At 48.6% G+C, this 22019-nt stretch carries 26 protein-coding genes, 1 riboswitch and 2 other annotated features; of the genes, 17 read left to right on the top strand and 9 right to left on the bottom strand.

Going from position 1 to position 22019, the window contains the following annotated elements; genetic code table 11:
- Positions 1–41: 41 nt before the first annotated feature.
- Entirely contained in the window at positions 42–563 is a 522-nt protein-coding gene (locus AB432_RS05545) for a C40 family peptidase (protein ID WP_048031405.1), read from the bottom strand.
- A 4-nt stretch (positions 564–567) separates the two neighbouring features.
- Positions 568–707: riboswitch (cyclic di-AMP (ydaO/yuaA leader) on the bottom strand.
- A gap of 318 nt (positions 708–1025) precedes the next feature.
- Here AB432_RS05545 and AB432_RS05550 point away from each other — a divergent pair.
- From AB432_RS05550 to AB432_RS05580, 7 genes are all read left to right on the top strand, one after another.
- Positions 1026–1427 carry a LiaF transmembrane domain-containing protein gene (locus AB432_RS05550; RefSeq protein ID WP_048031406.1) on the top strand — a complete coding sequence of 134 codons (402 nt, stop codon included), beginning with the start codon at positions 1026–1028 and terminating at the stop codon, positions 1425–1427.
- A gap of 84 nt (positions 1428–1511) precedes the next feature.
- Positions 1512–2207: a PspA/IM30 family protein gene (locus tag AB432_RS05555; protein WP_048031407.1), complete on the top strand. Its 696-nt coding sequence runs from the start codon at positions 1512–1514 to the stop codon at positions 2205–2207.
- A gap of 94 nt (positions 2208–2301) precedes the next feature.
- A complete protein-coding gene (locus AB432_RS05560) occupies positions 2302–2880 on the top strand; it encodes a class I SAM-dependent methyltransferase (protein ID WP_048031408.1) in 579 nt (192 codons plus the stop codon).
- Between the two features lie 14 nt (positions 2881–2894).
- Positions 2895–3785 carry a cell wall-active antibiotics response protein LiaF gene (gene liaF / locus AB432_RS05565; RefSeq protein WP_048031409.1) on the top strand — a complete coding sequence of 297 codons (891 nt, stop codon included), beginning with the start codon at positions 2895–2897 and terminating at the stop codon, positions 3783–3785.
- 13 nt (positions 3786–3798) lie between these two features.
- Positions 3799–4947 carry a HAMP domain-containing sensor histidine kinase gene (locus AB432_RS05570; RefSeq protein WP_048031410.1) on the top strand — a complete coding sequence of 383 codons (1149 nt, stop codon included), beginning with the start codon at positions 3799–3801 and terminating at the stop codon, positions 4945–4947.
- 7 nt (positions 4948–4954) lie between these two features.
- A complete protein-coding gene (locus AB432_RS05575) occupies positions 4955–5584 on the top strand; it encodes a response regulator (protein WP_007721557.1) in 630 nt (209 codons plus the stop codon).
- Between the two features lie 175 nt (positions 5585–5759).
- A complete protein-coding gene (locus tag AB432_RS05580; protein WP_048031411.1) occupies positions 5760–6584 on the top strand; it encodes a bis(5'-nucleosyl)-tetraphosphatase PrpE in 825 nt (274 codons plus the stop codon).
- A gap of 9 nt (positions 6585–6593) precedes the next feature.
- Here AB432_RS05580 and AB432_RS05585 read toward each other — a convergent pair whose 3' ends face one another.
- Entirely contained in the window at positions 6594–7382 is a 789-nt protein-coding gene (locus AB432_RS05585; protein ID WP_048031412.1) for an N-acetylmuramoyl-L-alanine amidase family protein, read from the bottom strand.
- Between the two features lie 161 nt (positions 7383–7543).
- On the opposite strand from AB432_RS05585, the gene AB432_RS05590 reads away from it, so the two are divergent.
- A complete protein-coding gene (locus tag AB432_RS05590; RefSeq protein ID WP_047073685.1) occupies positions 7544–7774 on the top strand; it encodes a YneF family protein in 231 nt (76 codons plus the stop codon).
- 21 nt (positions 7775–7795) lie between these two features.
- Positions 7796–7975: a hypothetical protein gene (locus tag AB432_RS05595; protein WP_012684743.1), complete on the top strand. Its 180-nt coding sequence runs from the start codon at positions 7796–7798 to the stop codon at positions 7973–7975.
- Between the two features lie 50 nt (positions 7976–8025).
- Here the strand turns inward: AB432_RS05595 and AB432_RS05600 are convergent, their stop codons facing one another.
- Complete coding sequence (locus AB432_RS05600) at positions 8026–8907, bottom strand: LysR family transcriptional regulator (protein WP_048031413.1); 882 nt, start codon at positions 8905–8907, stop codon at positions 8026–8028.
- Between the two features lie 151 nt (positions 8908–9058).
- On the opposite strand from AB432_RS05600, the gene AB432_RS05605 reads away from it, so the two are divergent.
- Both AB432_RS05605 and AB432_RS05610 read left to right on the top strand, forming a co-directional pair.
- Positions 9059–10426 carry an MFS transporter gene (locus AB432_RS05605; RefSeq protein WP_048031414.1) on the top strand — a complete coding sequence of 456 codons (1368 nt, stop codon included), beginning with the start codon at positions 9059–9061 and terminating at the stop codon, positions 10424–10426.
- Between the two features lie 81 nt (positions 10427–10507).
- Positions 10508–10776, top strand: a binding site (T-box leader).
- 41 nt (positions 10777–10817) lie between these two features.
- Positions 10818–11051, top strand: a binding site (T-box leader).
- 66 nt (positions 11052–11117) lie between these two features.
- On the top strand, positions 11118–12662 hold the full coding sequence (locus tag AB432_RS05610; protein WP_048031415.1) for a 2-isopropylmalate synthase: 1545 nt from the start codon (positions 11118–11120) through the stop codon (positions 12660–12662).
- Between the two features lie 579 nt (positions 12663–13241).
- Here AB432_RS05610 and AB432_RS05620 read toward each other — a convergent pair.
- Entirely contained in the window at positions 13242–14012 is a 771-nt protein-coding gene (locus AB432_RS05620; protein WP_047073690.1) for a sulfite exporter TauE/SafE family protein, read from the bottom strand.
- A 191-nt stretch (positions 14013–14203) separates the two neighbouring features.
- Here AB432_RS05620 and AB432_RS05625 point away from each other — a divergent pair, with 191 nt between their 5' ends.
- From AB432_RS05625 to AB432_RS05640, 4 genes are all read left to right on the top strand, one after another.
- Entirely contained in the window at positions 14204–14812 is a 609-nt protein-coding gene (locus AB432_RS05625) for a superoxide dismutase (protein ID WP_012684750.1), read from the top strand.
- A 172-nt stretch (positions 14813–14984) separates the two neighbouring features.
- Complete coding sequence (locus tag AB432_RS05630; protein WP_048031416.1) at positions 14985–15779, top strand: dioxygenase family protein; 795 nt, start codon at positions 14985–14987, stop codon at positions 15777–15779.
- Positions 15779–16669 carry an RNA polymerase sigma factor SigJ gene (sigJ, locus tag AB432_RS05635; RefSeq protein WP_048031417.1) on the top strand — a complete coding sequence of 297 codons (891 nt, stop codon included), beginning with the start codon at positions 15779–15781 and terminating at the stop codon, positions 16667–16669. The genes AB432_RS05630 and sigJ overlap by 1 nt, the downstream gene beginning before the upstream one ends.
- Before the next feature lie 72 nt (positions 16670–16741).
- The gene (locus tag AB432_RS05640) at positions 16742–17188 is read left to right on the top strand and encodes a carboxymuconolactone decarboxylase family protein (RefSeq protein ID WP_173630458.1); all 447 of its coding nucleotides are present in this window, start codon (positions 16742–16744) and stop codon (positions 17186–17188) included.
- Between the two features lie 57 nt (positions 17189–17245).
- Here AB432_RS05640 and AB432_RS05645 read toward each other — a convergent pair whose 3' ends face one another.
- The gene (locus AB432_RS05645) at positions 17246–17791 is read right to left on the bottom strand and encodes a pyridoxamine 5'-phosphate oxidase family protein (RefSeq protein WP_048031419.1); all 546 of its coding nucleotides are present in this window, start codon (positions 17789–17791) and stop codon (positions 17246–17248) included.
- Positions 17792–17932: 141 nt separating this feature from the next.
- Complete coding sequence (locus AB432_RS05650) at positions 17933–18922, bottom strand: metal-dependent hydrolase (RefSeq protein ID WP_048031420.1); 990 nt, start codon at positions 18920–18922, stop codon at positions 17933–17935.
- Between the two features lie 159 nt (positions 18923–19081).
- On the opposite strand from AB432_RS05650, the gene AB432_RS05655 reads away from it, so the two are divergent.
- Both AB432_RS05655 and mutY read left to right on the top strand, forming a co-directional pair.
- Positions 19082–19372, top strand: a complete 291-nt coding sequence (locus tag AB432_RS05655) for an MFS transporter (protein WP_048031421.1) — start codon at positions 19082–19084, stop codon at positions 19370–19372.
- A 21-nt stretch (positions 19373–19393) separates the two neighbouring features.
- The gene (gene mutY / locus AB432_RS05660) at positions 19394–20500 is read left to right on the top strand and encodes an A/G-specific adenine glycosylase (RefSeq protein WP_048031422.1); all 1107 of its coding nucleotides are present in this window, start codon (positions 19394–19396) and stop codon (positions 20498–20500) included.
- Positions 20501–20541: 41 nt separating this feature from the next.
- On the opposite strand, the gene AB432_RS05665 is transcribed toward mutY, so the two are convergent.
- The 3 genes from AB432_RS05665 to AB432_RS30660 all read right to left on the bottom strand — a co-directional run bounded on the left by AB432_RS05665 (position 20542) and on the right by AB432_RS30660 (position 21891).
- Complete coding sequence (locus AB432_RS05665; RefSeq protein ID WP_048031423.1) at positions 20542–21318, bottom strand: Cof-type HAD-IIB family hydrolase; 777 nt, start codon at positions 21316–21318, stop codon at positions 20542–20544.
- A 119-nt stretch (positions 21319–21437) separates the two neighbouring features.
- The gene (locus tag AB432_RS05670) at positions 21438–21596 is read right to left on the bottom strand and encodes a YrzI family protein (RefSeq protein ID WP_113732260.1); all 159 of its coding nucleotides are present in this window, start codon (positions 21594–21596) and stop codon (positions 21438–21440) included.
- 142 nt (positions 21597–21738) lie between these two features.
- Positions 21739–21891 (bottom strand): hypothetical protein, encoded by a 153-nt coding sequence (locus AB432_RS30660; RefSeq protein ID WP_017250143.1) that lies wholly within the window; start codon positions 21889–21891, stop codon positions 21739–21741.
- Positions 21892–22019 lie beyond the last annotated feature (128 nt).

Consider the following 22019-nt stretch of genomic DNA (forward strand, 5'->3'; position numbering starts at 1 on the left):
AGAGACGGAGTGTCCCTGGCTTTTATTATTTTGCCGAACGACTATTTTTGAGCTGGTTTTTCCGGCAACGATGCAGCTTGCACCGCTTTTTCCTTTTTCGGAGTTTCTGCTTTCGCTAGAACAGGAACGCTGAGACGCTTGGCGCCTACATACCGCTTGCTCCAGTAGTATGGATCGTTCAACTTGGTGTTGACGACTCCACGACCAGATTCCGAGTGCACGAATGTGCCGTCTCCAATGTAGATACCCACGTGAGAAATGCTGCGACCGTTCGTATTGAAGAACACGAGATCGCCTGGCTGCAAATCTTTTCTGGCTACCTCTGTACCTAATTCGTACTGGGAAGCAGAATTGTGAGGCAGGTCTACACCTAACGCATCAAATACGTAGCGCGTGAAACCGGAGCAGTCAAAGCCCTTTTTGGACGTGCCGGAAGATTTGTAAGGGGTACCGTACAAGTCGCTGACCACTTCATTGAGAGAATTCTCCTCAGCAGCCTGTGCAGCGCCTGCCCCCATAGCAAGCAATCCAGCCATAAATAAAGATAAAACCACCTTGCGCAAAAGAAACTGCTCCCTTCGTGAGCCTACGAGGTTAGCTGAAGGGTTCGGTCGAAAGGACGCCCTAGGCTGCTAGGAGTAGCAACCATTCACCCCAAAAACGTGGTTCCCCCGTTTCCGCCAAGCGGAATTCGGCTATTTTTCGATGTTTTTTTACACGCACTCTTACGAAGATTCTACGCGAGTCCTTTTTTTCCTTCTTTTTATCTGTTCGTTCACATATTCGTCACAAAAATACCGTCAAATGCTGTAACGTTTTCGTTCGACAGTGCAAGCCGCCGTTCGACGCGGGCTGGTTCTGCCTTGTGGGACAGCTCGTCCGATTAGGGCAGGAAATTGTCTCCGTCCAAGGACGGAGGGAAAAACCAACCGCACGCCCGTTATGGGAAGCCTATACCGAGGGCTACAATAAGGGCATAACGTTCCACAAGCACCACATGCAAAACGAATGGAGGTAAGCGAGTAATGAGCGAACGGTCTGGCAAAGTTCTACTCGGGCTGGTTCTGCTGCTAGTCGGTGGGTTGGTTCTACTAGATCTGGTGGGTATCGATATCGGAGACTTGCTCGGGTTCATCATTCCCGGTGTGATCATGATATACGGTGCCAAAAAGATTATGGGACAAACCGGTTCACGCTTTTGGGGAATCCTGGTCTTCCTATTCGGGTTCCTGATGTTGATTGGCAAGCTTGACCTACTATTTCACGCACTTCTGGCCATTGGGGTGATTTATCTGGGATATCGCTTACTGCGTCCCAGCCAAGAACCTAAACAAGCTCCACCTGCTTGGGAGCGTGAATGGGCCCAAAAAGTATTAAAGGAAGATACGCTAGACGCTTGGGAGAAAAACGTAACCAAACGGTCATAACCGTTTTGGTAACCGCAATAACACTGTGTCGCAAGAGTCTTTTGGATGAACAATATGATGTGATATGATGAGGAGGAAAAAATAATGAGTATCTTTAAACGTTTGCGTGACCTGACAGTAGCTTCGGTAAATGATGCATTGGATTCAATGGAAGATCCGGTAGTAATGCTGAATCAATATATGCGTGACATGGAAGTAGAAATCGGACAAGTTGAAGTAGCGGTTGCCCGTCAGGTTGCACTGGAAAAGAAATTCCGCCAGCAATTGGACGAAGCCAATGCTCTGATCGAAAAACGCGATCGACAAGTCAAGCTCGCCTTGACTGAGGGAGAAGATGAGTTGGCTCGTCGAGCACTCGCTGACAAGAAGCAGTACGAGGGCCGTGCAGCGGAATATGAAGCTCTCTACCTGTCAGCATCCGAGGCAGCTACGCAAATGCGCGAGAAGCTGGCTGAGCTGAAGGAAGAGTTCTATAAAATGCGTGCGAAAAGGTTCACACTGATGGCACGTGCACAAGTAGCTCGTACACAAAAGCAAGTCAATCAAGCAGTTGTCGGTATCGGCAATCAGTCCGCAGGCCGTGGCTTCGCCCGCATGGAAGAGAAAGTCATGCGCATGGAAGCAGAAGCGCAAATGAGTGGACAATGGCGCCAAACGAACCGCGCTTGGGAGAACGCTTTGTCTGACCTGGAAAAGGATGATCTCGATGCAGAACTTGCCAGCATCAAAGCATCCATCAATGAAGTGAAAACACCGGTAGCTAAACCAGTACAATCCTAATTCGACAGGAACTGGGGGACTGGGTGTAGAATAGATTGTGTCAATTCGGCAGCCTGTGTATATCAGGCTGCTTTTCCCCTAGGAGGTACGATTCTTGCAGGACTTCTTGGTCTTTTTGCGACGGTTTATCGCTGAGCCTGGACGCGTCGGTAGTATAATCCCTAGCTCTCGTTTTTTATGTGAGCAAATGTTGAAAAGCGTCGATTGGGCTTCAACCGATGTGATCCTGGAGCTGGGACCTGGTACAGGGGCATTTACCCAAACGATCTATCAGCGCTTGCGTCCCGGCACACAGTACGTGCTTGTGGAACGAGATTCCCATTTTCGCTCTATGCTTCAATCACGTTTTCCCGATCTTCCTGTCAGGGAGGAAGCGACTAAACTTAGGTCTTACTTGGAGGAGCAGAACCTTGCAGGTGCAGATGTCATTATCTCAGGTCTGCCATTCGCCAATTTTCCACAAGAGCTGCGGGCAGCAATTCTGGACGAAGTTCAATCTGTACTGAAGCCAGGGGGCCTATTTATTACATTCCAATATTCGCTACAACTCCAAGCTGAGTTGCAGGATCGTTTTCCCCGGGTCAAGATCGACTTTACCCTGTTGAACATTCCGCCTGCATTCATCTATACCTGTCGTAATGGTCAAAGTGAAAACGATCAGCATGGGGCGTGAGAGAGGAGACTTTTGTGAAACTGTCCCGTTTGCACAAAATGTTGGCTGGTATCCTGATTATTTTTACGGGAATCGGCCTTTTGTTAGATAGTTTGGGTATCATTTCGTTCGGTCTGTTTGATTTGTGGCCGATGGTGCTTATTTATTTCGGCCTTCGTTTGTGGGGGCAGAAAACTAGGATTGGCGGAGGGATTCTAATCTCCCTGGGGACCATCATCGCGATGGATATGTGGTTTGGTGTCGGGATCGATGATTTGTTCCAGATTGCAGTGCCAATCGTGTTTATTTATTTCGGGTTTCAGTTGATTCGGGGCAAGAGCAGCAGACAAGATCAACGTGCGAATCAACCTTTAGGCGATAGGGAGACCCCGTCTGCTGCGGAGACGATTATGACAAGTGATGCGAGTGTTCAGAGTGACGTAAAGGTTTCAACAGAGGAACGCCCTTGGCTAGATAGCTGGAATAAATGGAAGCATGTTAGTGGCAAAATTCCTCATCACGATGGAATGTCTTCATCACCTGACGACACGTTGCCAAAAGATTCCCGCAGTTCTCTGATTGGAGATTATCACCTGACCTCGGGGCGTTTTGAACTGAATCACTTACATGTCTGGCATGGAATCGGGGATGTCGTGATTGATCTTTCCCGGGCAGTGTTGATACGGGATGAGGCGATTCTTGTCGTAGAGGGCTGGGTAGGCGATGTGACGATTTATGTGCCTGTCGATCTTCCTGTATCGGTAACGGCAGGGTTGAGTATTGGTGACCTGGAGGTGCTAAGCCACCGTCAGGGAGGTATCAATCGCAGTGTTAAGATTCGTTCAGATCAGTATGATGAAGCATTGCAAAAAGTAAACTTGCATATCTCGCTGCTTGTCGGCGATATAAAAGTCAAGTACATCTAGGAGGTACTGGCGGATGCGTCGACAGCGATTGGCAAGTATTCAGTGGCAATACGTGCGCTATGGCATGTTACTGGCCGTCAGTGCAGTTACTGCCGCGTTTATTTGTTTCTTTTGGCTATACTTTTTATGGAAAGATCACCCGGGGATTCATCGGTGGTACAACGAAGTAATCAGCGACCGCAACTTCGTGTGGTGGCTTGAAGAATATATAGGCATCAATCTGCCTGCCGATCCAGAGGGCTTGATTCAGCTTGCTGCTTTTGTTGTCTCTTTGCCTGCAGGTGTCTTAGTAGCATTGATCATTTCCTATATCATCGGGAATTTGTTGAAAAAGAGACTCAGTGTACTGTGGGAAGCTGCCATGAAACTTGGGCGCGGGATGCTGTCGTATCGGGTTCCCGAATTGGGAGTCGATGAAGTTGGCGAATTAGGATGGCAGATCAATCGCTTGGCTTCGCAATGGGAAGAGCAAGTGGCATCCTTGCAGCGGCTGTCGAACCACAATGCGGCTCTCGCAGAACAATTGAAGCATGCAGCGGTAACAGAGGAGCGACAGAGATTGGCGAGAGAACTGCATGATGCAGTCAGCCAGCAGTTGTTCGCCATCGCCATGACGACGGCGGCGATGAAGCGGCTTGTAGAAAAGAATCCTCAACGTGCAGCACAGCAGATTGAATTGGTCGAAGAGATGGCAGCAGCTGCACAAGCGGAGATGAGGGCATTGCTCTTGCATCTTCGTCCGGCTACGTTGCAAAACAAGTCATTGAAGGAAGCCGTTCTGGAACTTTTAGATGAGCTGACGCGTAAAAATACCATGCAGCTAACTTGGGAGATCGAAGACGTCGAAGGCTTGCCGAGTGGAATTGAGGATCATTTATTCCGCATTTTGCAGGAATCCTTGTCCAATACATTGCGGCATGCCAGAGCTACCCAGATTACAGTGAAGCTGTTTACGCTGCAAGAGCAGGTTCGCCTGCGAGTAACGGATGACGGTGTTGGTTTTGATCCGGATGGGGAGAAAATGACGTCCTACGGTTTACGCAGTATGCAAGAGCGCGTAGCAGAGGTCGGAGGCTCCATGGAGATTTACTCGGCAATTGGGAAGGGGACGCAAATTGAGGTGCGTATTCCTCTAATGTCACAGACGGAACGGGAAGGGTGAAGGCTCGGTGATTCGGGTACTACTGGTAGATGATCACGAAATGGTTCGGATGGGTCTGGCTGCTTATTTGTCTACAGAGGACGATATTGAAGTCGTAGCAGAGGCAGGCAGTGGAGAAGAAGGCGTGCGGATGACGCAAGAGCTGCGCCCGGATGTCGTTCTGATGGATTTGGTCATGGAAGGCATCGGTGGTGTGGAAGCGACTCGGCGTATTCGTGAAAGCTGTCCTTCCAGTAAGGTTATTGTTTTGACTAGCTTTATTGATGATGAAAAGGTATATCCGGTCATTGAAGCGGGGGCATTCAGCTACTTGCTGAAGACTTCACGTGCGGCCGAGATTGCAAAGGCAATCCGCTCTGCTGCGGCGGGTGAGCCAGTTTTGGAATCGAGGGTAGCAGGAAAAATTATGGCCCGTTTCCGTCACGGTCAAGAGTCCCATCCCCATGAGCAACTAACGCCGCGTGAATTGGAGGTTTTGAAGCTGATCGGTCAGGGCAAGTCCAACCAGGAGATTGCAGATGAGCTGATTATCGGGATCAAAACGGTCAAGACTCATGTGAGCAACATTCTTGCCAAGCTGAATGTGGAGGATCGCACGCAAGCGGCTATTTACGTGCATACACATAGCTTAGGCTAATCACATACCATCATGAATAGGTAAACGCGCCAAAAAGCTCCTCGGGTAACAGGGGCTCTTTCGCGCGTTTACTTGTTTAAACCGTTTTTCTTATACACAAGCCGTGAGTTTTTTTCGCAGATGTGGTAAAGATAGTAAGTAACGAATGATAGATGACGGAAAGGAGGGACGGGCTATGAGGCACAAACCTCAAACACGCTCCAAGGTGCTTTCGGCTGACAATGGTGTGGATATCGTCGGCGATGTTCACGGCTGTTACGACGAATTTATAGAATTGCTCAAACGCTTGGGATATGAACAAACCCGAGACGGTACATATCGCCATCCCCACGGCCGAAAGCTCCTTTCCCTCGGTGATATCACGAGTCGTGGGCCTTACTCAATCAAGATGCTGCAATTTTTTCACCATCATATCACGGCAGGTCTGGCTGAGATGGTAGATAGTAACCACGGATGGAAAGTAGCTCGCTGGTTGGATGGCAGACCAGTGACATTGGCTCACGGAGATGAAAAGGTAGAAGAGGAGATTCGGCTGTATCAGCAAGAATACGGACCGAAGAAGGCCTCCTTGCTGCGAGAACAGAGTCGCAGATTGCTATTTTCTTCGCCTTCGCACATGATCATCAAACGGAATGAAAAAATAGTAGCGGTCGCCGTTCATGCGGGGATTCGCGATGATTACATAGGAATGGATTCGCCTGCGGTATACACGTTTTGCCGATATGGCGATGTGGCAGGGACGGGACCGGATGGGCGCCCGATCCGTAGAGAATGGGCAAAAGAACGAAAAGTGACTTCGCCCATAATCGTATGGGGACATGATCCGCATCCAGAGCCAAAACGAAAAAATGGCACCATCAACATCGACCAGGGATGTGTCTTCGGCGGAATGCTAACCGCCTATCGCTACCCAGAGGACGAATTGGTGAGTGTGCCAGCAAAAAGAAACTATTCGGGCTTAGCGGATACGCCACTTACCCGTTTTAAGGCAGACGATTAAAGGGAGACGTTACGTTTTAAGCTTTTCGAATAAACGCTTCAGGATGACAGCTTGTGCCCAGAGTGGCAGAGGTTGGTCAGGCTGTTGACGCCATTGTTCGTCGGTTAATAAGCCTTGATCATACAGCCAGTTGACGGCTTCCTGCTTCCAGTCAGGCACATTCCCTCCTCCGTTTCCAGGAGAAGTGGTGGGAGCAAGGGTCGGTGCTGCAGTAGGTTTTGGAGTAGAAGTAGGAGTCGTAGGGGGCTGGTAAGGAAGTTTAGCGTACGTGCAAAATGCCCGGATTACCCCTTCCGCGAGATCTCGCCAATCCTGTTGCAGTTTATTTGCGTCCAAAGCATTGTCAGCAAAGCCGTATTCGACGATTACTGTCTCCACGCTGCCAGTCTCCCGGTGCATGAAGTAGTAATCGAGTCGCGGATTATCTGGCAGTGTCCGCGTAAAAATGCGTCGATTCGGCATCCCTTCCGCTGCCAGGGCATCCTGGATCAATTGGGGAAAGGTTGGGGGGCCATAAATCGAGTAAATGACCTCGGAGCCTCGGCCGCCACCTGAGTTAATATGGTTGGATATACAGTAGCGAGCGCCGCTGTTTCGAACCAGGGCAGTCCGATCCTCACTCGTCAGAGTCACATCGGTTGTCCGTGTGATCGCGACAGGAATATTTAAATCCAAAAAGCGATTATATTGGTAGAGCGATATTTGCAAATTCATATCTTTCTCGGTAAATTGCGTGTTGTTGCCTCCGCCTGGATCACTGCCACCGTGTCCAGCGTCCAGAATCACAATTGGAGCCATAGTTGCTTCACCTCTTGCTATTAGAATATGCTTGAAACAAAGATGTTGTTGAGGGCAGTGTTCTCATTTTCCAAGTTTTCTAATCACAATTTACAGAAGATAGCCCAACTATGGTACAATAAAAGAGTTCATAATTACGTATAGAGGATGGTAATGTATTGATGGCTTGGTACAACTGGGTAATTCCAATTGTTACATTGTTAATCGGTCTCGCTGGTGGATTTTATGGAGGGACTTATTTATTGAAAAAACAAATGTCCAACATGCAAATGGACGAAAAGCAGCTTCAAGCCATGGCCCGTTCAATGGGGATGAATCTCAACCAAAAGCAGCTTAAACAAATGAGCCGTACGATGAAAAACATGAAAATGCCAAATAAATTCGGGAAGTAGCGTGAAAGGGAGTGTCGTTTAATGGGGGCGACCCGGCTGCGCTACACGATGATCGGTTTTATTGTTGGAGTGTTTATCGTGTATTTGAAAGACCTGCCGCTTGCTGAAGGAACTCGGTTTGCGGCCCCTTTTTACGGAGCGGGGATTGGACTGCTCATTGACGGCATCATTTTACGTATGAAAAAAAGAAAGCAAGAGTAGGGGAAGAGCCTGGCGAATGATGCCAGGCTTTTTTCTGTTGGAAAAGGGCTTTATTTTTCAAGAGATTCAGCAAAATACCGGATGATAAAATCACAGAATTTGCGTGCTGCCAGGGAGAGATATCTTTTTTCGTGCCGAATCATTTGAAAATGTCGCTGGCAGATCGGGTGTTCGATCGGAATCATGACAAGGTGAGGGTCTTCCTCCCGACTGATACAACCGTAGAGGGCGATGCCAAGACCTGCGCGGACCAGCTTTTGGATAGAGCCGGGATCATCTACCCGACAGGCGAATTTGGGGGTAATCTCTGCTTTTTGAAAGAACTGATCGTACAGCATTTGGATGGGAAAGTCCTCTCTGTAGCCGATAAAGGACTCTTCAGCCAGCTCGCTTAGTCGAATACTGGTTTGTTTGGCTAGGTGATGGGTGCGGGGGACAGCTACGTGAATATCTTCTTTCAATACGGGCGTAGTCAAAATATCCGGCACCCTGATCGGCAAATGCGTGAAGCAAATATCCACTTCGCCTGACTCCAGGAGGGTTGCCATTTCTTCAATGGAGGCTTGCGTGATTTGGAAATGAACATCGGGATGGAGGGCGAGAAACTTGCCCAACGGTTCTGATAACAAATCCAAGGTCGACGTTGCCAGATGAATACGACCATGCTCCATTCCGGCCAGATCCGATACGACTTTTTGACCTTCCTCCAAGAGGTTCAGTGCTTTATCTACACGCTCCAAATACGCCTTCCCAAATGTATTCAGCCGAATACGTCCTCGCTCGCGGTCAAATAACGGAACCCCGACATCCTCTTCCAACCGAGCAATCGTTTTGCTGAGAGCAGGCTGAGCAATCCGCAGCTCTTGGGCGGCTTTCGTCATATGCTGCCACTTGGCCACTGTTCGGAAATAGTGCAATTGCAACAATTCCATTTGATTCAACTCCATATACTCAGGTATATCAACTACATGTCAAAAGATATATTTTTGTTTATTTTAAAATCATTATAAACTACAACAACAAGCAAGGCCAACAATCACCTTCCCGGGAAGAATCGGTGATAACGAGAGGTGTCTTTCCAATATGCAAACCGAACCACAACAACAATCTGCTGAAAAAGTTCTTCGCGTACTCGTGTTTACCCTCATGATTACGGTGATGAGTGCTACGATGTTCAATATCGTGTTACCGCAAATCAGGACAGAATTTCATTTATCTTTTAGCCAAGTAAGCTGGGTGACGTCTGCCTTTTTGTTAATCTATGCGGTTGGAACCGTGATGTACGGAAAGCTAGCCGATTCCTACAAGCTCAAACATTTGCTTACATTCGGATTGATTCTATTTGCCATCGGCTCCGTTATCGGGTTTTTCGCTCAAAATTATGGCATGGTGTTATTTGGGAGAATTGTGCAGGCAGCAGGAGCTGCAGTTGTTCCGGCGACGTCTTCCATTATTCCGGTGCGTTATTTTCCCCCAGAGAGTAGGGGGCGAGCTCTAGGGATCTCCATGACCGGGATGGCAATCGGTAGCGCATTAGGTCCTGTTCTTTCCTCTTTGCTGGTCAGTCTGCTCGATTGGAGATGGCTGTTCTGCATGCCGTTGTTCACGCTTTTTGCCGTGCCTTTTTTCCGTAAGTATTTGGAGGAGGAGGAGCGGGAGGCTGTCAAAATGGACTGGATCGGCGGTGGGCTTCTCGCCATAACGATTGCGTTGCTTTTGCTATCTATTACGAATCAGAGCTTGTTGCTCGCACTGGGGTGCATCCTCGCATTCCTTCTGTTCTTGGTAAGAATTCGGACGACCGCAGAACCTTTTGTTCGTCCTGGCTTATTCCGGAGCAAACGCTATTCGCTCGGGCTGGTTATTGCCTTTTTGATGATAGGGAGTGGTTATTCGTTCGCTTTCCTTAGTCCACAGTTGTTGGCCAATGTGAATCATCTGGCACCAGGGCTCATTGGCTTTGTCATGGTACCGGGAGCAATTGTGACCGCGTTCTTGGGGAAAAAGGCCGGGATTCTTGCAGATAAGAAAGGGAATTCGTATTTATTTTACACAGCGTCTGCGCTACTTTTGAGCAGCTTTGTCCTCTTCTCTTCCTTTGCGGGAGTATCCCCGTTCCTCATTGCCGTTTTTCTGATTTTTGGTAATGTCGGACTATCGTTTATGATGATTTCGATGTCAAACGCAATCTCGCAGTCGCTACCAAAGGAACAGATCGGCGTCGGTATGGGACTGATGGCAATGCTGAATTTTATTGCAGGTGCACTTGCCGCTACCTTGTACGGCAAAACGATTGATGGAGGAGCTGCTGTGAGCTGGAATCTGTTCAATAGCTATCCAGGAGCGTCCGTCTATAGCAATATTTACTCCGCTTTAGTGCTCGTGATACTGGGTCTCGCCGTCCTATATTACAGACAGTTCGGCCGCAGCTCGGTGAGAGAGATCAATTAATTGGGTTATTAAAATTAATTTTATTGATAGCCTCCATTGACAATCAGATATAAACCGAATAAAATTTCAAACAATAATAACAATAACGCGAAGAACGGGAACAGTAAGTGGACTGATCTGTTTAGAGAGCTGCGGGATGGTGCAACGCAGTCAGAGAAGCCAGTGAAGCTCGCCCGGGAGCGGCAGGACTGAACGAGATGTAGCGCTGCATCGAGCAGTAAGTTCTGACGGTTAACCTCCGTGATCGGGTTGTGCTGATCGACTAGGATCAGTACATGAGGTGGACTTCTGGCGAGTAGCTGGGGTCAACGAGAGTGGTACCGCGATAGACAAGGTCTGTCGTCTCTTCGATAGAGACGGCAGGCCTTTTTGATTTTCACAACGACATAGAACAAACGCGAAGAACGGGAGCTAGTAAAGCAAATTTCTTGTCCAGAGAGCTGCGGGTAGGTGCGACGCAGTCAGGAAATGCTCGAATCTCACCCGGGAGCGGCAAGGTTGAAAACATACAGTAGACCTTGACGGATCGTCCCACGTCATCGGGACAGCGAGGTGGATTCTCTTTTGAAAAAGAGGGGATCAACGAGAGTGGTACCGCGGCAGCCAAAAGCTTGTCGTCTCTTGTATATGGAGACGGCGGGCTTTTTTTATTACGGAAAATACGACTAAAAAAATTGAGGAGGCATTACCCATGACAAAACGAATCCATATTTTTGATACGACACTGCGTGACGGAGAGCAAGCGCCAGGAGCGTCTCTTTCGCCTGAGCAAAAAATCGTGATAGCAAAGCACTTGGCAGACCTCGGCGTAGATGTCATTGAACCGGGCTTCCCAATCTCCAGCCCTGGTGACTTCATGGCGGTGCAACGTATTTCGCAAGAGGTGCACGGCGTGGAGATTTGTGGCTTTGCTCGTGCGGTGAAAGAGGACATCGACGCTGCTGTTCGGGCTACACAAGCGGCCGAGCGTCGCAGACTCCACATGTTTCTGTCATCCTCCAGCATTCATCTGGACTTCCAACTCCGCAAGTCAAGAGAGCAGGTGATTAAGATTGCCCGCGAGATGATTGCGTACGGAAAACAGTATGTAGACCGGATTGAATTTTCCCCGATGGATGCGACACGTACTGGCGATGAGTTTTTGTTTGAGATGATCGAAGCGGCAATTGAAGAAGGGGCGACCATTATCAACATCCCCGATACAGTAGGGTACGCACTTCCAGAAGAGTATGGGGCCATGTTCACTCGTGTCATGAAAAACGTTCGTGGCAGCGACAAGGTGGAGTTCAGTGCCCACTGTCACAATGACCTGGGACTCGCGGTTGCAAACAGTTTGGCAGCGATTCGAGCGGGGGTCACTCAAGTCGAGGTAACAGTCAACGGGGTCGGTGAGCGGGCAGGGAACTGCTCCTTGGAAGAGCTGGTGATGGCAATTGAGACGCGAAAAGAAGCATTGGATGCCGAGACTGGCATCAGACCGGAGCACATTTACACCACTTCGCAAAAGGTGAGCCGTGCCATGAGCTTCCCGATTGCTTTCAACAAACCAATTGTCGGTCGCAATGCCTTTCAGCACGAAGCGGGGATTCATCAGGACGGTCTCTTAAAAGAGCGCAGCACGTACGAAATCATGGACCCGGAGAGCTTGGGGGTACCTCGCAACATGATCATTCTCGGAAAGCACTCCGGTCGCCATGCGATCAAGCACCGCGTAAACGAATTTGGGATACAGCTGACCGATGAGCAGATGGAGACACTGTACGTCCAATTTAAAGAACTGGCTGACAAGCAAAAAGTTGTCCAGGATCATCAGTTGCTTGAGCTGGTAGGACATACGGTGAACGCGGTACTGGAGCCATTCACACTGGTCAATGCGCAAGTGCTCACCGGCACATCCGGACATCGTATGGCTTCCTGCACGATTACGAACAATGCGACAGGAGAAGAACAAGCATACTCTGGCACCGGAGAAGGACCTGTTGAGGCATTGGTAGCGGGCATCAAGCAGGCACTGCCGTTCGACGTGGAGTTTACGGACATGGAGCTGTATTCATTGTCGTCGGGAGAGCATGCGACAGGCGAAGCGATCGTGACGGTCAGCGCCAATGGAAGTTATTTTAAAGGAGTTGCCGAGCATCGAGATGTACTGATGGCGGTCGCGCAGGCGTTTATGGCGGCGAGCAATCAGGCGGTGCGTGATCATCAGGCCAAAGCTGTAACAGTCGGGGCCAACTAAGAGCCAAACATAAAAAGTCAGCCTGTAGATGTTTGCAGGCTGACTCATCACGTGCTTATGGCTGTAGTGGGGAGAAGAATATTTCCAGTCTAGGCTCCAGGCTCCGTCCTGCTGGGGGATAAGACTGCCCGCTCCGAAGGGATTCGCGGGGAAACGCAAAAGTGGTAGCCGCTCCGTCGTATGGGCACGGTTGCGTTTCTTTTGCCCGCGAATCCCTTCTCCGCTCGGTAGGACTCCACAAGTCGCTACGTCTGGAAATATTCTTCTCTAGCGTTGCTGATGACATTCTTTCGTTCTTTTAAAGTCTTTAAAACCCGTTCAAGAACGGGACAGCTTGTAGAGGAAACAGGAGAAATAAGCGAAGATCTTAGGGACGCCGACCGAGACGGAATGCAAAAAGCGAAACACGGTCTTAAGCGTCCACCTCTGAAATTACTTCGGTGAATGGACTACTTTGGACGCGGTTTCGCTTTTTGCATGGAGTCGTGCAGAGAGTCCCACAGGGGGTGGCCCTAGAATCTGAGCGTTTTCTCCTGTTTCCTCCCCACCACTACAGTAACGTACAAGAAGTTCTTTAAACTAAGCTGTAAAAATCAACTCATACACCATCTTCACGATCAAGGTAATGGATACGACCAAGAACAACGGACGGACATAACGTACTCCCGTTTTGATGGCCATTTTGGCACCAAGGTTAGCGCCCAAAAGCATCGCGATCCCCATGATGAGACCAGTCATGAAAACGACCTTGCCTTCCATTGTGAAGACAAAAAGCGCAGAAATGTTACTGGCCAGATTCAAAATTCGGCCATTGCCGGCTGCAATCACAAAATCATAGCCAAACAACAGCACCATCAGAAAAACAAAGAACGAACCGGTTCCAGGCCCGAAAAATCCATCGTAAAAGCCGATTAAAAAGGTAAAAGGAATCCCGATGCCGAGCGTAAATTTGGTCAGCCCTTTGTAATTGGAATCTTGACCAAAACGTTTGTTGAAAAGGGTGTAAACGAAAATGAGTGCCATCATGATAACGACAAGGATCTTCAAAAACTCCTGAGGAACGAACAGTACTGTTTTCGCTCCGAAATAAGCGCCGATCAGCGAGACGGGAAATAAGATCAGCATGAGCTTCTTGTCAAATTTACCGCTCTTGATAAAGGTGTAGGAGCTGGTGGCAGATGAAATTGTGCCAGCCAATTTGTTCGTACCAAGAGCAAGGTACGGTGGCATTCCTAGACCAAGCAGGGCGGGGAGGGAGATGAGTCCGCCTCCACCAACAGTACTGTCAATGAATGCTGCAACGAATCCAAAGACGGCGAGAAGTACGATCGTTGATAAGTCCATTTCCACTAGATATCACCTGATTCTCTTCGTTTGTAATAATCCAAGTCTAGCACGCTCTGTTTTGTTTTCAAGATAGAAATCTTTGAAATAATAAATAGATTAATATACTTTGCATACCGATTTGTTGAAAAACTGTTTGGGTTACAGTATAATGAAGTCGTAAGCTTGACCTACATAATTTGAGGAGGAATGTTACAATGGCACATCAACTTCCTGCATTGCCTTATGCACACAACGCTTTGGAACCACATATCGACGCGCAAACCATGGAGATCCACCACGGACGCCACCATGCTACTTATGTTAACAACCTGAATGCAGCTCTGGAAGCACACGCTGACCTGCAAGGTAAAAGCATTGAAGAGCTGATCAGCAATCTGGATGCTCTGCCTGAGTCCATCCGCACTGCTGTTCGCAACAACGGTGGAGGCCACGCTAACCACACACTGTTCTGGGAAATCATGAGCCCGAATGGCGGCGGCGCACCAACTGGTGAACTGGCTGACGCAATCAACGCGGCTTTCGGAAGCTTTGACAACTTCAAAGCTGAATTCGCAAAAGCAGCTACTACTCGTTTCGGTTCCGGATGGGCTTGGCTGACTGCAGAAGGCGGAAAAGTAGCAATCAGCTCTACTCCTAACCAAGACAGCCCAATCATGGAAGGTAAAACACCTATCCTTGGTCTGGACGTTTGGGAGCATGCTTACTACCTGAACTACCAAAACAAACGCCCTGACTACATCGGCGCGTTCTGGAACGTTGTAAACTGGGATGAAGTTAGCAAACGTTTCGCAGCAGCGAAGTAATTGTAACTTTACCTGTCAAAAGGCTTGTCGTTCTTTAGGAGCGGCAAGCCTTTTTTGTTCAAAGGAAAGAAACGGCATCGATTCTGGATACACTTGTAACTGTGATGATTATGAGATATAATACTTACTAAAAGTAACTAAGTTTAGAAAGTATAGAGGAGAGTGTACGCATATGATGCCGTCTTTTTTCATTGCACATGGTGCCCCGTTACTTGCCATAGAAAACAATGCCTATACAGATGCACTGAACCAATTGCCTAGCATGCTCCCGCGCAAGCCACGTGCTATCGTCATATTTTCCGCACACTGGGAAGCACATGATCAAATGGTGGGAACCATGGACACCTTTCCGACCATTCACGATTTTGGCGGTTTCCCGCAAGCGTTATACGAAATCGAGTATCCGGCAAAAGGAGATCGTGAAGTAGCGGATGAGACAATCCGACTTCTTCAGGAAGCTGGTATTCCTGTCGCTTTGAACACGACAAGAGGCTTGGACCATGGCCACTGGGTTGTTTTGCGCCATATTTATCCGGATGCAGATATTCCTGTTGTTGCCTTATCGGTTAATCCAAACCTGACTGTAAAGGAGCAATATCAGATCGGCAAAGCACTCAGTCCGCTCCGCGAAAAAGACATTCTAATCCTCGGCAGTGGCGGAACCGTCCATAACTTTTCCTATATGAACCTGAGAGAGTCTGATAGTGAGACTTTTGAGTGGGCGGAACAATTCGAAGACTGGCTGCAAAAAACATTGACTGACTGGAATGTCGAGGATCTCGCCAACTATCGCGAGGTTGCTCCACATGCCGAAAAAGCTGTTCCCGCGTATGGAACTGAGCATTTTGTTCCGCTTGTGTACGTCATGGGAGCTGCCGATGATGAACGTACAGCGAAGCGTCTGCATATGAGCATCCGCTACGGAAGTCTCAGTCACACCCTTTGGCAGTTTGGTGATACGAAATAATGACCGTGCACATGGAGGATGTTTATCGGGAGTATAAATCATTATTGTTTTCCCTTGCGTACCGGATGACTGGTTCGGTAACGGAAGCGGAGGACATTGTTCAGGATACTTTTCTTGCATTGGCAGGTACCGACATCCAAGACATTCACCATGTAAAAAGCTATCTGTGCAAAGCTGTGACCAATCGCTGTCTGGACTTATTAAAATCAGCCCGTTGGAAGCGGGAGCAGTATGTAGGGGAATGGTTGCCGGAGCCGATGCTGGACGCTTCAGAAACCAATGATCCCCTGCAAACGGTGATTTCCGAAGAAGCAGTCTCGTATGGCTTGCTTGTTCTATTGGAGAATCTACCGTCGATGCTACGGGCCGTTTTTGTGCTCCGAACGGTACTCGACTACGAATACAGCGAAATTGCCGCGATGCTCGAAATGACCGAAGTAAATTGCCGGAAGAAGTTTAGTCTTGCGAGAAAAAAGCTTGCTGAAGCAGGATATCAGGCGATCGTCCCTCAGCCGAATCGGACTTCGGGCTTGGTAGAACAGCTAATGCAGGCCATCTCCAAGTCAGATGCGAAGTCGTTGATCGGCCTTTTGACAAAAGATGCTGTGTTTGTCAGCGATGGTGGCGGGAAAGTCCGTGCGGCTATTCATCCCATTTTCTCAGACGAGCGGATTACTGCCTTCTGGATGGGGGTATGGCCGAAGTGGGCTTCTCATGCTACCATGCAGATTCGCTCGATGAATGGCCAAGATGGAATCGCCGTCTACTCCGAAGGTCAGTTGAAAATGATCATCCAGATCACAATGAATGAAGAAGAAGATCGCATTGCACGCTTGTACATGATGGTCAATCCAGATAAGCTTGCCCATTTGCAAAAAGAAAATGAATGATTCGTCACAAGAAAGACGCTTCACTCGTCTTTGAGGTTGAAAGCAAATTCGAGTGGAGAGGACAGATGAATGATGCAAGCTAGACTCAATCATCGTGCAGCAAATCCCGAGGCGTATCAAACCATGCTCAAGCTAGAAGGTTTCGTGAATGGGAGCGGCTTGGACAAAAAACTAATTGAGCTGATCAAAATTCGTGCTTCCCAAATCAACGGCTGCGCTTTTTGCATGGATAGGCATACCCAGGATGCGCGCAAGCTCGGTGAAACAGAGCAACGCATTTATTTGCTCAGTGTATGGAGAGAATCCGCGGTTTACACAGAGGCAGAGCGCGCTGTCCTTGCTCTGACAGAAGCGGTCACGGTCATTACGGCAAACGGTGTTTCTGAAGAGCTCTACCAGCAGGTTCGCGAGCATTTTGACGAGAACCAGTACGTTGCCTTGATTATGGCAATCAATACAATCAACTGCTTGAACCGAATCGCGATTTCCACAGGAATGAGTGCTCCGTATAATAAGTAAAGATCAGTCAAGCAAAAGACACGCCTCTTATGAAAAGGAGCGTGTCTTTTTGCGTTGCTATACATCCATCTCGACTTTTCTGCCTGGATAGAACTGGTTCTCTTCGGAAAGAGGATTGCCTTTGGCGGTCAGCGCAGTAGGCGTAATCCGGAAAATGGCGGTTGTACTGCCCATCGAAGAACGATACTTGATGACATGCTGCAAAGGCAACGGTTCAGAATAGTAGCCGGGGACGTACTTGTCGATCATGGATTGCATCGCATCGCGCATCTCCTCAGGTTCAGAAACACGCTCAATGGTCCCTGCGATAAACACACTCATGTAAGCCGTATCGATATGGGCAGGCACAGGTGAGGCGACTGTGCCGTACTCCTCACAAACACTGAAGCATACGCGGTTGTTGCCATTGATCATTTCGATTTTTCTGCCAGAATCCGCGCCGTGAAAATAAATGCAGCCGTTCCACCAAGCAAAATTCAAAGGCAGGATGTACGGCTCGATTTCATTGGACAAGCCGAGATGGCCGACCTTTGCCACTTGCAAAAACTGGTCAATTTGCTGCTGATCAGTAATGGTACGTTTGGAATAACGAATTGGTATCATGTCGAGTCCCCCAGTCTGTCGTTGTTATTTTGATCGTAATGGGTAATTGACTAGGAGAACAGGTGCAATTTCGGTAAAAATGAACGGGTCAGATGACGAAAAATAACCGCCCTCTACTGGCAAGGGCGGCAGTCTCGTCGATTACGAGCGTTTGGAATCCAATTTTTTGGTAAGCTGGTCTTCTCCGCGGTGGATCCAGCCGACGAAGGAATCGCGAATGGTCAGATCAAAATCGAGGTAGACCACGGCGACGAACATGTAGTGACTTTTCCCTTGAAAACGGGAGCGGTAGCGCAGATCAATCCATTTGACCTCATAGCCAAAGGAACGCTCCTTTGTTTCTACATGCACATGATGGGTAAAGGCGAGGAAGGATTGGACTTTGTAACTTTTTTTGGCTGCCGCAATCCGCTCATTTTCCGGTTTGATGGAGAAGGTGTCCAGGATGACGACGTCCCCCGAAATGACTTCACCTACATACCAATGCTGGTCTGTCTTGGCTACGAAGGTCCAATACGTCCAGGAAAGAGTAGGGATGATGGTGAAGGTACCAGCTTTGCCGATTCGCTGACGAACCAGCTCGGTGGTTCGTTTTTGCGTCTGATAGCGCCAGTAGTAGTAACCCGCAATGATCACGTATATCCATAAAAAGACGTGTCCAGGATGCGCGCCTGCTGCCCATAGCATAAAGCCGACGAGATGAGCAGCGAAAATGAACGGATCGAAAATGAAAATGGCGTTGAGCGCCACCCATTTATCGCGAAACGGGTACAGGCCCTTTGTGCCATAGGAATTGAACAAGTCAACGAAGACGTGTAAACAGACGGCCAGGAATATCCAGCCGAGCAAATGCAGCCAATGGGGCTGTGGCATCATGGCCTGGATGAGAACGAAAATGGCTCCAGTCCAGAGAAATAGAGCGGGAACCGAGTGAGAAACGCCTCGGTGGTTGCGAATGTAGGCAGCGGTACCACGAAGGCGGACTAAGCCATCCAAATCAGGTGCCTGCGAGCCAATGACCGTACCAATCATGACGGCCACTGCAAGTGACGGAGTAGAAGCTACGACAGGATCAAGATAGGCGAGCCCGGCCAATCCAAAGCCCATGGCAAAATGTGTGGCTGTATCCATGGAATCGTTGTCTTCCTCCCTTCCTTCCACTTTTATTGTTTATTATAGCGTTTGCCTACGGTTAATTCCCGCCCGTTCTGAAAATATTTGTGTGCTTGTTCGCACGGGGTGGGAAGGGTATGATGAAAGCGTTGAATCGTTAAAGGAGGAACATGTCGCATGCTAACGGTTTTCATTGAATACAAGCTGGATATTGAAAAACGGAGTCACGCTCTGCAATTGCTCACCTCGATGGCTCAGCGAATGGAAGCGATGGGTGCACATCAGTATCGCTTAATGGAGGGCTTGGATCAGCCCGGTCTGTTCGTCGAAACGTTTGAGGTCGAGACTGTTCACGTATACGAAGAAATCAAGGCAAACCGATTGGCAGACCAAGACTTTTGCGACTGTATTTCCGGTGGAGCTGCGAAACTGCATGTGTGGGCGTTTCGTCCCGTGGAACTGGGTTGAAAAGGAGTAGAGTAAACGGAAATGGCAAGAAAAAAAGAAAGCTTGAAATATACACTTCCTGAACAATTTCATGTGTTTGGCTTTGCCCAGGATTTGCTGGCCTGGTACGACTCACAAAAGCGGGATTTGCCTTGGCGGATCAACAAAGACCCATATCGCATCTGGGTATCGGAGATCATGCTTCAGCAAACACGTGTAGAGACCGTTAAACCTTATTATGCGAATTTCATGGAGAAATTTCCGACGGTGAGTGATTTAGCGAAAGCGCCCGAGGATGATGTCTTAAAAGCGTGGGAAGGACTCGGTTATTACTCCCGCGCGCGCAATCTTCAAGCCGCAGCCCGCGAGGTAACGGTTCGCTATGGAGGAGTTGTGCCGGATACACCAGAAGAGATCGCTACACTAAAAGGTGTTGGTCCGTATACAGCAGGTGCCATTCTTAGCATTGCCTATGAAAAGGCGGAGCCGGCTGTGGATGGAAATGTTATGCGTGTTTTTTCACGCCTGCTGTATTTAACCGATGACATTGCCAAGCCTGCCACAAGAATCAAAATCGAGCATCTCGTACGCCAAGTCATTCCAGAGGGAAGAGCGGGAGATTTCAATCAGGCTTTAATGGAGCTGGGAGCGATGGTCTGTGTGCCGCGCACTCCGCAATGCTTGACCTGTCCGGTGTTTGACTACTGTATGGCGCGTCAGGAGGGAGTGGCAGAAGAGCTGCCGGTCAAAGGCAAAGCCAAACCTCCACGTCCTGTTGATCTGCAAGTAGGCATTATCATTCGCGACGGCAAAGTATTGATGAACAAACGCCCCGATCAAGGGCTTCTCGCTGGCATGTGGGAATTCCCTACTGTTGAAACCGAACAGGAAAGTGATGCTGCCAAGCAGGAGGCACTTGCAATCGGTTTGCGTGAACGATTCGGAATCGATGTAGAAGTCATGCAGCCGCTAGGCACGGTTCAGCACGTCTTCTCCCACTTGCAATGGAACATGCAAGTATGGTCCTGTGACTGGATCGAAGGGGAAGAGCTCCCCGCTCATGCAAGATACGCAGCTTGGGAGGAATTAGATGCTTACACCATTCCAATGGCGCATCAAAAAATTCGCGAGCTGTTGGGACAAAAATAACAAGTAGGCAACGCTGTCGAGCATTTCTCGGCAGCTTTTATTTATTTCATCAAACCGATGTGACGCAAGCCGTGAGATATCCCTCCATCATCGACGCGGCGCGTTACATAATTGGCATGCGGCAGCAAAGCCTCATGCGCATTGCCCATCGCGATCCCCATCCCGACATAGGAGAGCATTTCTTTGTCATTCAGACCGTCTCCAAAAGCAACTGCCTTGCTTGGCGCAAGCCCGATATGCGAGAGGAGCGCTTCAATACCGATGGCTTTTGAACCGCTTTTCGCAAAAACATCCATACAATATTCATGCCAGCGTATAAACGAGAGAGCAGGAATCTCTTCTCTGTACTGTCGTTCGTGTGTATCTGGTGTAAATAACAGTGCTTGATAAATATTTTCAGAATGGGCAAAGTCCGCATTGTGATCGGGGGAATCAAGCTTCAATTGCTGAAAGGTCCAATCCAAATACGGATGCTGCTTATGGGTAGAAAAGCCCGCCGTACTGCCTTGAAACACGATGGGATGGTCGTGCTGAGTCGCAATCTGCTGCAACTGTTCGAGTGTTTTGGTCGGGATGGGGCGATCATAAATGGTTTTTCCTTGATAGACGACATATGCGCCATTGCAACTGACATACGAGTCGATGCCGCATTGCTGGGCAAGCTCGTCAAAATAATAATGAGCTCTGCCTGTTGCTAAAACGACCTCGATCTTGTTTCTTTGCAGCTCTTGAATGGCTTCGAGTGTATCCGGTGGTATGATTTTCTCTTCATTGACAAGTGTTCCATCAATGTCTAAAAAGACGATTTGATACTCCATGATTTCACTCCCCACTTTTCTCTTTTGAATCCATTATAGAGCTTCGAGAGAGGGGAAGAGCAGTGGAAAATAAAAAGATCATGCCCCCGCAGACATGATCTTTGTAAAACTGTTTCTTTTTATCGAATCAAAAACTCTGGAAATTGTGTGACGATCTGATGCTTTTGTTCTTCGAGGCGTTTCAGCGCTTGTTGTTGCATGTATTTTGCTTCCATTTGCTTCGGTGTCAATTTCCGTCTCTCAATAATGATTGTGAAGAAAATCATTGGAATGTACATGAGTGTATCCCTCCCATCCCGTTAGTTTGGTGCAGTCAGCTGCCATCTATCGCTTTGACTCCTGTAAACCTCATCATCTGACGCCGTTGTTTGTTTTTCATACCAAAATCCCTCCTGTAGTCAAGTAATCGTGTTTCGTCCATTAAATGCGGCTCACAAATTGTGCTGCTTGAAAAGCATGTTCTTCGGCGCGTTCTTCGAGATAGCGACAGCGTGCAGATTCTGCGAAAAGTGTCTCCGCTTGTTCCTTGTTGCGTTCAATCTTGACTGTGAAAAGCAAGAAGTTCAGTACCATTACCAATCACCCCCTTTCAAGGTGGAAAATGTTAATTGATGAGAAAGAAAAAGACCACGGGCGAAAGCCTGCGGTCTTCTGGCAACAAAAACGGACATGCCGTTTTGAAGGACATAGAAAGACCACAA

This window comes from Brevibacillus brevis (assembly GCF_001039275.2).
Lineage (GTDB): Bacteria > Bacillota > Bacilli > Brevibacillales > Brevibacillaceae > Brevibacillus > Brevibacillus brevis_C.